At 65.6% G+C, this 13,084-nt stretch carries 12 protein-coding genes; 7 read left to right on the forward strand and 5 right to left on the reverse strand.

The features are described from left to right. Positions 1-229 precede the first annotated feature (229 nt). The 5 genes from WS45_RS05730 to WS45_RS05750 all read right to left on the reverse strand — a co-directional run bounded on the left by WS45_RS05730 (position 230) and on the right by WS45_RS05750 (position 5,870). A complete protein-coding gene (locus tag WS45_RS05730; RefSeq protein ID WP_059698700.1) occupies positions 230-1,285 on the reverse strand; it encodes a YncE family protein in 1,056 nt (351 codons plus the stop codon). A gap of 67 nt (positions 1,286-1,352) precedes the next feature. Continuing rightward, positions 1,353-2,276: a DUF1259 domain-containing protein gene (locus WS45_RS05735; RefSeq protein WP_059698702.1), complete on the reverse strand. Its 924-nt coding sequence runs from the start codon at positions 2,274-2,276 to the stop codon at positions 1,353-1,355. A 106-nt stretch (positions 2,277-2,382) separates the two neighbouring features. Then, positions 2,383-3,543 carry an MFS transporter gene (locus WS45_RS05740; RefSeq protein WP_257140306.1) on the reverse strand — a complete coding sequence of 387 codons (1,161 nt, stop codon included), beginning with the start codon at positions 3,541-3,543 and terminating at the stop codon, positions 2,383-2,385. Positions 3,544-3,717: 174 nt separating this feature from the next. Next, on the reverse strand, positions 3,718-4,896 hold the full coding sequence (locus WS45_RS05745) for a chromate transporter (RefSeq protein ID WP_059533591.1): 1,179 nt from the start codon (positions 4,894-4,896) through the stop codon (positions 3,718-3,720). Next, a complete protein-coding gene (locus WS45_RS05750; RefSeq protein ID WP_059698705.1) occupies positions 4,893-5,870 on the reverse strand; it encodes a chromate resistance protein ChrB domain-containing protein in 978 nt (325 codons plus the stop codon). Before WS45_RS05750 ends, WS45_RS05745 begins: the two co-directional genes overlap by 4 nt. 162 nt (positions 5,871-6,032) lie before the next feature. Here WS45_RS05750 and WS45_RS05755 point away from each other — a divergent pair, with 162 nt between their 5' ends. The 7 genes from WS45_RS05755 to WS45_RS05780 all read left to right on the forward strand — a co-directional run bounded on the left by WS45_RS05755 (position 6,033) and on the right by WS45_RS05780 (position 13,053). Next, a complete protein-coding gene (locus WS45_RS05755; RefSeq protein ID WP_059692646.1) occupies positions 6,033-6,305 on the forward strand; it encodes a metal/formaldehyde-sensitive transcriptional repressor in 273 nt (90 codons plus the stop codon). An 11-nt stretch (positions 6,306-6,316) separates the two neighbouring features. Next, positions 6,317-7,612 (forward strand): CDF family Co(II)/Ni(II) efflux transporter DmeF, encoded by a 1,296-nt coding sequence (gene dmeF, locus WS45_RS05760; protein ID WP_059698707.1) that lies wholly within the window; start codon positions 6,317-6,319, stop codon positions 7,610-7,612. Between the two features lie 2 nt (positions 7,613-7,614). Beyond that, on the forward strand, positions 7,615-7,800 hold the full coding sequence (locus tag WS45_RS05765) for a DUF1289 domain-containing protein (protein ID WP_059508013.1): 186 nt from the start codon (positions 7,615-7,617) through the stop codon (positions 7,798-7,800). A 10-nt stretch (positions 7,801-7,810) separates the two neighbouring features. Further along, positions 7,811-9,016 (forward strand): MFS transporter, encoded by a 1,206-nt coding sequence (locus WS45_RS05770; protein ID WP_059698708.1) that lies wholly within the window; start codon positions 7,811-7,813, stop codon positions 9,014-9,016. 345 nt (positions 9,017-9,361) lie between these two features. Further along, positions 9,362-10,660: a dicarboxylate/amino acid:cation symporter gene (locus WS45_RS05775; RefSeq protein WP_059698710.1), complete on the forward strand. Its 1,299-nt coding sequence runs from the start codon at positions 9,362-9,364 to the stop codon at positions 10,658-10,660. Between the two features lie 49 nt (positions 10,661-10,709). Continuing rightward, the gene (locus WS45_RS34760) at positions 10,710-11,063 is read left to right on the forward strand and encodes a hypothetical protein (RefSeq protein ID WP_156437047.1); all 354 of its coding nucleotides are present in this window, start codon (positions 10,710-10,712) and stop codon (positions 11,061-11,063) included. A 55-nt stretch (positions 11,064-11,118) separates the two neighbouring features. Next, the gene (locus WS45_RS05780; RefSeq protein WP_059698712.1) at positions 11,119-13,053 is read left to right on the forward strand and encodes a hypothetical protein; all 1,935 of its coding nucleotides are present in this window, start codon (positions 11,119-11,121) and stop codon (positions 13,051-13,053) included. Positions 13,054-13,084 lie beyond the last annotated feature (31 nt).

Below are 13,084 nucleotides of genomic sequence, written 5' to 3' on the forward strand. Positions count from 1 at the left end.
GCGATGCTTCCAAGGACAACTTTTCTGAGAGTTTCTGTGCACAAGGACATCTTTTTCTGAGGCGAGTGGCATGCGCTCGCCTCAAAAAAGATGTCCAGGTCGTTGATTTATATATGGTGCCCAAGACATTGTTTTCCGGGAGCCCGCAGCCGGATCGTGCTCGGGTTGCTGGTGGTGCGAATCGGTTGGCGTCGACGCTCGACGGCCGGGCCACCAGCCGACAGGTCAATCATGGGTTGGCTACACGCTCCGCTTCCATCACACGCAGCGCCGGCCGGCCGCCGACGTCCTTCAGCGGAAAGTACGAGCGATGCGTGGCCGGATCGACAGCGACGACGTGTGCATTCGGCCCGAGCCGGCCTTCGCCGAGTTTGACGACATCCGAGCCTCCGACGCCGAACATCGAAACGACGCCGGCTTCACCCGCGACATAGAGCACGTTCGACGCGGAATCGAACGCCAGCACGTCCGGCCCGCCACCGATATGAAACGCTCGAGCCACACGCCGCGCGCGCATATCGAAGACGAGAAGCGTGCCATTGTCCTCGCACGCGATGAAGGCGAGGCGGCTGCGCGGCTCGATCAGCAAGCCGTGATTGCCTTTCGCACCCGGCAAGTCGAGACGGTCGACAATACGGTCCGTCGCCGGATCGATTTCGACGAGCTGACGACGCGTCTGGACGTTCACGAAGATGTGTCGGGAGACCGGATCGTACTGCGTGTTGCCGGCCTCGCCGTCGAGCGGAATCGTCGCGACGCGCCGGTTGCTCCGGACGTCGATGACCGTTTCCGTTTTTCCGTATTCGTCGGATACGTACAGCTTGTGCGCATCGGCGGCATAGGCCATCCCGTCGGGATAATGCCCGCCCGGCACGCGCGCGACGATTTTCAGCGTCGCGGCGTCGATCGCGACGATTTCGTCCGACCCGGTCGCGGATGCGTAGATGCGCGACACCTCCGGCACGGCAAGCACGCCATGTACCGACGATACCGCCGTGATCCGTGCGATCACGCGTAATGCACGCGTATCGAAAGCAATCACTTCGTCGTCGCCGAGGTGGGCGATCATGAGCCGGTTGCGGGGTGAGTCCAGACTTGCGTAGTCGAGCCGGGTCGGTCTGCCCGGCAACGGAATATCCGCGACGTGCTTCAGCGGCAGGGCGCCGATCGACGTATCGTCGCCCGCGGCGCAAACGCGGTGAACCAGCATGCCCGATGTCGCGAACAGGGCGAAGAGTGCGACGAACGGAGGAACGCCATCGCGCCAGTGTCTCAGGTATTTCATGATTTCCTCCCGCGGCGGCGGCCACCGCCGCTACCGGGAGACGGCGGCGGCAACGCGTTGCACGGCATTAGCGCGGGACGGCCGCCTGGGCGTCGAGCGCCGCCTTGACGCCCTTCGCCAGATCAGTCGCCTTGCCCTTTCCCCAGTAATGCAGGAACAGGATGCGCGGCGTTTCTCCGCTCATGTGCTGGTGGATGGCGACGATATTGATGCCGGCGGCGCGCATGCGTTTGAGCACGGTCTGCAGCTCGTTTTCGTGCATCGCGAAGTCGCCGTCGACCATGGCGTCGTCGTCCGAGCCGGCAAAGGCTGCCCACGTGTTGACGCCCATCTCGTTGCCGACCTTGATGCCGTGCATGCTCGTCGTCATGCCGACGACCACCTTGTACATGCCGTTGCTGGTCTGACCTTTCCTGCCGAGGATCGCGTCCAGCGGTTCCGCGGTAATGGTGCTGGGTTCGGCGATGTGTCCGGGGAACATGCTTTCCGGTGCCGGATGAGCGGAGCGGATCTCGGTCACCGTGTCGTAGACCTTCTTCACGCCTTCGGCGAGTCTGGTCGTATCGCCGTCGCCGGCGATGTGCATGAAGTACACCCTGGGTCGATCGAAGAAGAAATGGTTGTGCAGGGCTGTGACTTGCAGGCCGGCATCGAGGGCGGCGCTCATTGCGGGATTCACCTCGTCCTCGAACAGCACGGTGTCACCCATCATCATCGACTGACCGTGATGCCCGGGCATGAAGGCGGCCCATGACGTCAATCCCATGAACGGTGGCATGGCCCGGTCGTCGATCTGGATCTTCACGTCGTTGCGCGGTTTCGAAACCTTGAAGACTTTCTCCTTTTCCGAATATGAACCCTTCAGGCCGGTGATTTGCTCGATGCCGGCGGTATCGATCGCGGGGTACTGTTGCGCTGCTGCCGGGTTCGCAGCGGCACACAGGATCGCGCTGGCAGCGATCGCGGGGACAAATCTGTCGAGAACTCGCATCGGTGGGCCTTCCATTGACATGGGGTGACAAGAAGCGCGCATGTTTCACGTCGATGCGTCGCTTTGCGTGGCTCCTCGCTTCCTTGTTGTTCGACCGCTGCCGCATTTACCGGGCCCGGTCGCCATCCGGTCTGACGCGTCGAAAAGCAAGCAACATGGAAAGGTCGTACGCGATCTTCAACACACCGCATGCGAGCAATGGCGCACCGAGCCAGCCGAGACCGAACAGGCCGCCGGCCAATGTCGGCGCGAGCGCGGCCGCGAGGCTGCGGGGGACGGATGTAAAACTGGCCGCTGCCGGTCGCTCCGCCGGCGTGACGACCGCCATCACGTAGGCGGTTCGTGTCGGCACATCCATTTGCGAAAGCGCGCTGCGCATCAGCAGCAGCGTCAACGTCAGCGGCAACGTTGGCGCGAGGGCGGCGCCGATCAGGCAGACGCTCGACGGGATATGCGTGAACACCATCGTGTTCAGCAGGCCGATCCTGCGCGCCAACGGCGCGGCCGCGAGCTGCGAGCCGGCCGAAAGCAGGCCCGCCCAGAAGAAGAACCGGCCGGCGGCGGCGATCGAGAGGCCGAAGCGCTGCATCAGCCACAGCGACAACAGCGAGTTGACGACGAGACCGCCCGCGAACGCGTCGACGCTGAACAGCATCGCCAGCCGGATGACGATCGGGCGCGACGGGCCGAGCGGCGGCGGCGCCTGCGTTGCGGCGTGCGTCTCCGGGCGCGGCAGTCGCCGATACAGTATGCAGATGACGATGCCCGTCGCCGCATAGACCAGAAACATGCCGCGCATCGCGCTCAGCGTGGTGATTCCGGTATGTGATGCAACGAAGATCGGCAGGCCGGCCGCAAGGGATCCGACCGCCGCCGAAACAGCCCCGACGAGGCTGTATCGGGCAAACAACGCCGTGCGCGCGTCGCCGTCGGCTGCTTGCGCCAGACGCGACTGTTCGAGCGGCAGAAACAGGCTGACGTCGCCGGAGCTCGGATTGAGCGTGCCGGCGAAGGCGACGACGAACAGCGGCCACAATGCGGAGAAGCTCGCGAAGCCGATTCCCGTCGCTGCCATCAGCACCGCCGCGAGCGTCAGCATGCGGCGCTGCGTGAAGCGGCTCGCGAGCATGCCGACCGCGATCGTCGCGATTGCGGAACCCGCCAACGTCGTGGTGCCGATCAGGCCGACATCCAGTTGCGAAAGCCCGAGCGACAGCAGATACGCGGGCAGCAGCACGGCAATGAAGCCATCGCAGAAACCGCGCAGGCCGCGGCTCGCGAGGATGAGCCATGCGGCCTCGTCCACGCCCGCCGGCAGTATTCGGCTGGCGAGCGTCGACGCGCGTCGGCTGTCAGGCAGGGGCATCACGCCGGCACCACGCGTAAAGCGCATCGTCGATGAATCGCGCAATCAGCCATGGCCACCTCCCCGCAGCGAGGCTCAATGATGGAGCAGCGGGTAGGCCACCAGCCCGATGAGCGCGGCAGCCGTGACGATGACCGGCTCCTGCAACTTCTTGAAACGCCACAGCAGCAGCACGGTACCGACGGCGAGCAGTGCGGTCGGCAGGTCGACGATCGAGCGTTTCGCGATGACGAGGACGGAGCCCGTGATCGCCCCGACGGCCGCGGCGGTGATTCCGTCCACGAACGCCTTGACGTCCGGGCGGTGCCCGTACTTCTTCACGTACGGCGCGGGAATGACGGTGAACAGATAGCAGGGCAGGAACGTGCCGAGCGCCGCGACGCATGCGCCGGGCAAGCCCGCCACGAGATACCCGATGAAGCCGACGGTGATCACGACGGGACCGGGCGTGATCATCGCGACCGCGACCGCATCGACGAACTGCTTGTCGTTGAGCCAGTGATGTTCGGTGACGACGCCGCCGTAGAGGAACGGCACGATCGCAAGCCCGGAGCCGAACACGAACGCGCCTGCCTTCGTGAAGAACGCGCCGATCTGAACGAGCTGCGGCAGATCGATGCCGCTCAGTATTCCGCTGGCGGCCGGCAGGTTGGCCGCGGCAACCGCATTCAGTCCGCCCCGGTGCAGCCACTTGGGCGGAGCGCGCCACAGCCAGCCGACCAGGCCCGCGACGAGGAACAGCCACGCGATTTCCGATTCGGTGATGAAGGTCACGGCGGCGAGCGTCACGAAGATTGCCCAGAGCAGCTTGTCGTGGCCGACGGTTTTCGTCGTGAGCTTGTAGGCGCTCATCGCGATGATGCCGACCACCGCGGCGCCGACGCCATAGAAGACGGCCTGCATCCAGGACAGCCCGCCGAAATGCGCGTACGCGAACCCGAGCGCGAGCACCATCAGAAACGACGGCAGCACGAACGCGAAGCCGACGAGTGTCGCACCGAGAATGCGGTAGTGAACGAAGCCGAGATAAATCGCGAGCTGGGCCGCCATCGGCCCCGGTGCGAGCTGGGCCAGCGTGAGCCCTTCCTTGTAGTCGGCCTCCGTGATCCAGCCGCGGCGCTCGACCAGGTCGCGACGCATGTAGCCCGCAAGCGCAACCGGCCCGCCGAAGCCGAACGTGCCGAGACGCAACATGTAGGCGACCAGTTCGCCGAGAGAGTAGGTCGGTTCGGTCGTGGCGATGGCAGTGGTCATGACCTGGCTCCGGTTTCGTTCTTTCCGCTCGACGAGAAGTGCGCGTGCAGGGCGTCTAGCACGGCGCTCATCTGCTCGAGCAATTGATCGTCGTTCTCCGTGCGCTGGCGCGTGCCGGCCATCACGGCTTCGAAGCCGATCGCCTCGGGCGCCGCGGGGCCACCCACGTCGAGTGCGTGCACGATCTCGGCGAGCCGCGCGAGCGCAGGGCTTTTGTCGAGGCCGAAACTGGCCAGCAGCACCTCGAACGTCACGCGCTCGCCGACATGCGTGAACGTCGCCCCGTCGAAATCGAAGCCCAGCGCGTCAGCGGGACAATCCGCCGGCGATGCGAGCCAGATGAAGCGGGCGCGTGCGTCGATGAAGCGGCGGATCAGCCACGCGCTGGCGACGCGATCGACCCACATCCGCTGCCGCGTCGCCCAGGTGCGGCCCTGATACTCGTCGACCACCAGCGGGCGGATCGCGCGGTCCGCGGCGTGCGGCTCACCTGGCGACAGCACGGTGTCGACCAGCGCGGCGAAATCCTGCAGCGCGACTTCGGCGCGGGTGGCCGAATCGCCCGGGAAATAGTCGATCGCGCGGATGGCGTCGAAATCCTTGCGCATGCGCCGCAGCAAACGTGTCAATTCCGTGGCCGACTGGCCGGCGAGGGTCTTGCGGGCGTCCGCAAGGGCCTGGATAAAGGCGGCGTCATCCTCTCCGCGATCGAAGAGCGCGCGGAATTCCAGTTCCTGCTGCGCATCCAGGCTCGGCGCGCGTAACAGGTGAGCCGTGCCGCCGCTTTCGGCGATCGACCCCGCGAGGTCGCGCAGCGTCCCCTCATGTTCTTCGGTGTACGGCAGCAGGTAGATGCCGTCGCGCAATACCGCACAGCCCTTTGCCTTCAACGCGCGCCAGAACCGCATGCGGGCCGTCGCGTTTTCAGTCGGAAGGGTCAGAACGAGGAGCGACCAGGTAGTGATTGTGTTCATGTAGATAAATCTACATGAAAGTTGCGATTACTACAAAAATACTTCGCGCGATCGTCATGTGATGTCGCCCCCCCGTCTTGCGTTAGCCGGATCTATACCCCTCCCCCCTATATGGAAAGGCGATTTGAGGTATAGTCCCCCCCGCTATATGAAGGGACTACCATGAGCCACACCATCAAGGACAAGCAGAAGCTGCTGAACCGTGTCCGCCGCATCAAGGGACAGGTCGAAGCGATCGAACGCGCGCTGGAGGACGAGCGCGGTTGCAACGAAATCCTCCGCCTCATCACGAGCGGCCGCGGCGCGATGAACGGCCTGCTCGCGGTCGTGCTCGAGGATCACATCCGCAGCCATCTGGTCGACGCCGAAGGGCACGACGAAGAAGGCAGCGCGACCGAGCAGCTGATCGAAGTCGTACACAGCTACTTCAAATAAACGGAGGCGCAATGAGCAATTTCAGCGATGACGCCTTCGGCGCAGGGCACGACCACATTTTTCTCGGCGCGGCGCACGAGCAGAACGAACGCAGGACCTGGACGGTCATCGCGCTGTGCGCGGCGATGATGGTGGCCGAGATCGTCGGCGGGTCGCTGTTCGGCTCGCTGGCGCTGATCGCGGACGGCCTGCACATGTCGACGCACGCGGGCGCGATGCTGATCGCCGCGTTCGCCTATACCTATGCGCGCAAGCACGCGAACGATCCGCGCTTCGTGTTCGGCACGGGCAAGCTCGGCGACCTCGCCGGTTTCACGAGCGCGATCGTGCTCGCGATGATCGCGCTGCTGATCGGGTACGAAGCGGTCGCGCGTCTGCTCGCCCCGGTCCCGATCCATTTCGGCGAGGCGATTCCGATCGCGGTGGCCGGCTTGCTCGTCAACATCGCGAGCGTCTGGCTGTTGAGCGGCGATCATCATGGCCATAGCCACGGTCATGGCCATGGTCATCACCACGGGCACGACCATGGCGATCACGACGATCACGACCACGGTCACAAAGAGGAAGCGCACCGGATCTTCGACCAGCAGGGCGCATTCGTCGTGTCGGTGTTCGAGGCGGGCGTCCCGCCGGTTTTCCGCGTCGCGCCTGCGACGCACGAGACGACGCTCGTCGATGCGGGCGCCGTGTCGGTGACGACGATCCGCCCGGACGGCACACGTCAGGTGTTCGCGATGCAAAGCCGCGATGGGTATCTGGAGTCGACCGAAGCCATTCCCGAACCGCATGAATTCAAGGCGATCGTGCGCTTGAACGGCCGCGAACACGAACTGGCGTTCGAGGAGCACGATCATGGCGCGTCTGCGGCGGCGGCGCGCGATCACAACATCCGCTCCGCCTACATCCACGTGATCGCCGATGCCGCGGTTTCCGTGCTGACGATCGTCGGGCTGCTGCTCGCGCGTGCGTTCGGCTGGGTGTGGATGGATTCGCTGGCCGGCATCATCGGCGCGCTGGTGATCGCGAACTGGTCGTATGGCCTGATGCGCGACACGGGCGGCATCCTGCTCGACATGAGTTCGGATCGCCGTCTGGCGGACAAGGTGCGCGGCGCGATCGAAGGCACCGGCGACCGCGTCGGCGACCTGCATGTGTGGCGGCTCGGGCCGGGGCACATGAGCGCGGTGGTGTCGGTGACGACGACCGATCCGGAGCGGGATGCGCGCTTCTATCACGGCGTGCTGCAGCGATTCAAGGACCTGTCGCACGTCACCGTCGAAGTCGTGCCCGCGACGCGAGGACGATAAGCATGGCGGTCAAGTCCCCCTGTGTGGACGTGTGTTCGTTCGACGGCCGCACCGGCTACTGCGTGGCATGCCTGCGAACGCGCGATGAAGCGCGCGGCTGGAAGAAGATGACGGATCACCGGCGTCATCAAATCGTGAACGACCGCGCGCGGCGGCATGCGAAACTGACGCGGGAAACGACCGACTGATCACGACACCATGAGCGCTCCGTCACCGACTGCCCGCAGACCTGCGATTCCACGGACCGTGTGGGCCCTGGGCCTCGTGAGTCTCTTCATGGACCTGTCGTCCGAGCTGATCCATGCGTTGTTGCCGATCTACCTGGTGTCGACGATGGGCATGAGCGTCGCCGCGCTCGGTGTCCTCGAAGGGGCGGCCGAAGCGACGGCGATGATCGTCAAGGTGTTCTCCGGTGCGATCAGCGACTGGCTCGGGCGCCGCAAGGGGCTGCTGCTGGTCGGCTACGGGCTCGCGGCGCTGACCAAGCCGTTGTTTCCGCTGGCGTCCACGCCGGCCGTCGTCGTGGCGGCCCGTCTGCTCGACCGCGTCGGCAAGGGGATTCGCGGCGCGCCGCGCGACGCGCTGGTGGCCGACATCGCGCCGCCCGAAATCCGCGGCGCGTGCTTCGGCCTGCGTCAGTCGATGGATACCGTGGGCGCGATTTTCGGGCCGATGCTCGCGATCGTGCTGATGCTGTGGTTCGGCGACCGCATCCGGACCGTGCTGTGGTTTGCCGTGGTGCCGGCTTTCGTCGCGATCGCATTGATCGTCTTCGGCGTGCGGGAGCCCGAGCAGTCGAAACCGGACCGGCGCTTTCGCTCGCCGCTGCGCTGGAATGCCCTGCGCGAGTTTCCACGCAGCTACTGGTTCGTCGTCGCTGCCGGCGCGACGTTTACGCTCGCGCGCTTCAGCGAGGCGTTCCTGGTGCTGCGTGCGCAGCAGACGGGGCTCGACGCGGCGTGGATTCCGGCCGTGATGGTCGCGATGAGCGTGACCTATTCGCTGTCGGCCTGGCCGGCCGGCATCGTGTCGGACCGGCTCGATCGCCGCGTGCTGCTCGCGGCCGGCATGGTGTTGCTGATCGCGGCCGACCTGCTGCTCGGCATCGGCACGTCGACGCTCTCGATGTTCGCCGGCGTGGCCGTGTGGGGGCTGCACATGGGCTTCACGCAGGGCATCCTCGCCGCGATGGTGTCGGAAACCTCGCCGGCCACGCTGCGCGGCACCGCGTTCGGCGTATTCAACCTGGTGAGCGGCATCTGCATGCTGCTCGCGAGCACCATCGCCGGCGCGCTGTGGACGCATTTCGGCGCGTCGACCACGTTTCTCGCGGGCGCGGCGCTGGTCGTCGTGCCGCTATGTCTGTGCCGGTTCATGCCGCGACCCGGCGCCTCGCGCGCGTGACGCGGCGCCGGCCGGGTCTGCCGACGTTCGGCGCAAGGCCGGGCTGACGGCCGGGCACGACGGTGCCCGAAGAACGCACCCGCCGTCGCGGTCCGCCCGTCTCTGGCGCCGACCGGCGAGGGCCCGCCTCACCGCCTTTCCCACGCCGCGCACCGCCTGCTGCTTTCAGATTTGAAAGATTGTCCGGCGTTTGCGATAGAATGCCCCCCCTGTTCGCCGTGGCCATGTCCACGGACGGGCACCGGCACCCGAAGCGGCGCGCCGTGCGCGCGAACCACCGCTCTCATTTCGATGCCGGCGATCTCCCTGCCGTTGGAAACACAAGTTCTGTAATTTGGATTGCTAATGAAGAAGAAGCACAACATCACCAAGTACATCGTCATCGCGATGGTGCTTGGCATTGCCGTGGGCTACGCCTGTCATAGCGCGTTTCCCGACCCGAAAATGGCCAAGGAAGTCGCCGGCTACGTGTCGCTGCTGTCCGACGTGTTCCTGCGGCTGATCAAGATGATCATCGCGCCGCTGGTGTTCGCGACGCTGACGGTCGGCATCGCGCAGATGGGCGACAGCGGCTCGGTCGGCCGCGTGGGCGTGAAGGCGTTCGGCTGGTTCATCATCGCGTCGTTCACGTCGCTGCTGCTCGGCCTCGTGACCGCGACGATCCTGAAGCCGGGCAGCCACCTGAGCCTGCCGTTGCCTGCCGCCGACGCGGCGCTGAACCTGAAGACGGGCGCATTCACGCTGAAGGACTTCATCGTCCACCTGGTGCCGAAATCGATCGCCGAGGCGATGGCGAACAACGAGATCCTGCAGATCGTCGTGTTCTCGATTTTCTTCGGCACCGCGCTGTCCGCGCTCGGCGACGCCGGCAAGCGCCTGACCGGCGTGATCGACGATCTCGCGCAGGTCATGCTGAAGGTGACGGGCGCGGTGATGTGGTTCGCGCCGGTCGCCGTGTTTGCCGCGCTGGCGTCGACGATCACGACGGAAGGGCTCGGCATCCTGCTCACGTTCGCGAAGTTCATGGCGAGCTTCTACCTGGCGCTCGCGCTGCTGTGGGGCGTGCTGACGCTCGCCGGCGTGGCGTTCCTCGGCAAGCGCGCGTTCACGCTGATCCGCCTGATTCGCGAGCCGTTCCTGCTGTCGTTCGCGACGGCGAGTTCCGAAGCCGCGTATCCGAAGCTGCTCGACGCGCTCGACCGGTTCGGCGTGAATCGCAAGATTTCGAGCTTCGTGCTGCCGATCGGTTACTCGTTCAACCTCGACGGCTCGATGATGTACTGCACGTTCGCGGTGCTGTTCATCTCGCAGGTGTACGGGATCGACCTGCCGCTCGCCACGCAGATCACGATGCTGTTGATGCTGATGGTGACGTCGAAGGGGATGGCGGGCGTGCCGCGCGCGTCGCTCGTCGTGATCGCGGCGACGCTCAACCAGTTCCATCTGCCGGAAGCCGGGCTGCTGTTGATCATGGGCGTCGACATGTTCCTGGACATGGGCCGCTCGGCCACCAACGCCGTCGGCAATTCGATCGCGGCGGCGGTGGTCGCGAAGTGGGAAGGCCAGCTCGGCGAATCGCGCGACGACGCGGATTCGGACGGCGGCGGCGAGATCAAGCAGGTGCAGGTACGGGAGACGGCGTAGTCCGCGTGCTTTTCCTGCTGTAAATGATATGCGCCGGCCCGGATTCCACATGGATTCGGGCCGGCGCGATAACCGCCAGCAGTCATTCCTTTACCCGTCTTTACCCGCATCCGGCGATTTTCCCGATTCGCCGAAAAACCTTCCGCCATTTCCGATACGCCGCATTCGACATCGCGGCGATATTCCCGCCATCGAAAGCTGCACGGCCCCGATAGCACGCGCGAACGCGCAAGTGATCGTTCACTCTCGCGCAGTCGCGCGCCCCGCCTGCGCGAGCAGCCCGCAATTTTTTTCGATTTATATGACGATATTCTCGGCGTTGCCGATTATCGAATGCGCGCGCGATGTAATACCGACTGCACCGGGTGATTTAGCGGAAGTATTTACGCATTGCCGATTTTAAAACCATCCGGCTGCCCCTCATGTGAATGACTCCACCATTCAGGAGAGCATCAGCCATGGTTGCCAGAAAACCAATTCAGGCCGTGCTGCTCGCCGCCGCGATCGCCGCGATCGCGCCGGCCGGAAACGCGGCGAATACCACCGACTGGATCGCGAATACCTATGGCACGCTCGCCGCGCACGTCGGCAACGTCGCGCGCGCGATGTGGGTCGCGCCCGAAGGCGTGATCTACACGGCGTCGATGTGGGACGAGGACGAGGGCGGCGTCGCGATCTACCAGAACGGCAAGAGCGCCGGCTCGATCGGCTCGCACTCGGAATTCCAGGGCAGCGCGATCACGGGCAATGCGACGTCGCTGTTCGTCGCGCTGCAGCCCGGCAACGGATACGGCAGCGGCGCGGTCGGGCGCTACAACCGCGCCACGCGGTTCCGCGACAAGCTGATTCAGGTCACCGCGGCGACCAACCAGCCGCGTATCGACGTCGTCACCGGGCTCGCCACGGCCGGCTCGCTGCTCTATGCGAGCGATTTCTACGGCAATCGCGTGCGCGTGTTCACGACCGACGGCGTGTGGCAGCGCGACATCGGCGTGTCGGCACCCGGCGCGCTCGCGGTCGACGGTGCGGGGAACATCTGGGTCGCGCAGAAGAGCGCGGGTTCGGTCGTCGAATTCAGTCCGACCGGCGCGCCGCTGAACACGATCCGGCTCGCCGCCGGGGCGCAGCCGTCGGCGCTTTATTTCGACGCGGCGGCGGGGCAGCTGATGGTCGGCGACGAAGGGCCCGACATGAACATCAAGCGCTATGCCGTCTCGGGCCGGCCCGCGCTGGCCGGCACGTTCGGCGTGCCCGGCGGCTATCTCGACACGACGACGGGCATCAAGGGCCAGGTCGGCGCGAAGCGCTTCACCCGCATCGCCGGCATCGGCGAGGACACGGCCGGCAACATGTACGTGCTCAACAACCCGTGGGGCGGCAGCTGGGACCTCGGCCGCAACGGCGCGACCGACATTCACGCGTACAGCAGCGCCGGCAGCATGCGGTGGACGCTGCAGTCGCTCAACTTCGAAGGCATCGCCGCACCGGATCCGGTCACCGACGGCGCGCTGTTCTACAGCGGCACCCACGTCTACGGCGGCACCGCGGGCGGCACCTTCGTCGCGAACACCGTCGATCCGTTCGCGTATCCGTCGGACCCGCGCATCAACATGAGCGACACGCAGCGCGACGAGCATTTCGGGCTGCTGACGTCGGTCGGCGCGAACCGCATCCTCGTCGCGGCAGGGCAGAATCCGCCGGTTTACTACTTCTTCCACTTCAACACGGCCAATGGCTACGTCGCGATTCCCGACGGGTCGATCCCCGGGCCCGCGTTCAACACGACCCGGCGCGTGTCGGCCGGCTTCAGCCTCGACGGCAAGGGCGGCGTCTGGGCCGGCCTCGACAAGACCGGCGCTATTTATCACTATCCGCTGACCGGTTTCGATGCGAGCGGCAAGCCTTCGTGGGGGCCGGGCGTGCCGACGCCGGTGCCGGCCAGCATCCAGCCGCTGACGCGCATCGTCTATCTCGCCGACAGCGACACAATGGTGCTCGCGCAGGGTGTGATCGGGAGTACCGACTGGACGTCGATCGGCACGCGCATCGAGGTGTATCACGGCTGGCGCGCCGGCAACACGACGAAGCCGAATCCGGTGATCACGCTGCCGCACAGCGGCGCGAAGTCGATCGACGCGGCCGGCAACCACCTGTTCGTCGGCTACTGGTTCAGCAGCAGCGGGCCGCTGTGGCCGAACATCGACGCGTTCAACCTCGACACCGGCAATCTCGACACGACGCTCGTCAACGCGAGCCCCGCGACCGTGGATACCAGCAGCGCGATCGACGCGATGTACAGCGTGCGCGCGTATCGCCGCTCGAACGGCGAATACGTGGTGACGAAGAACAACGTGAAGGGAAACAGCATCACCGTTTATCGGTGGACGCCGTGACGGCGACGCATCGAACGTGACGATGACACCG

The sequence above is a fragment of the Burkholderia sp. RF2-non_BP3 genome, assembly GCF_001522185.1.
Lineage (GTDB): Bacteria > Pseudomonadota > Gammaproteobacteria > Burkholderiales > Burkholderiaceae > Burkholderia > Burkholderia diffusa.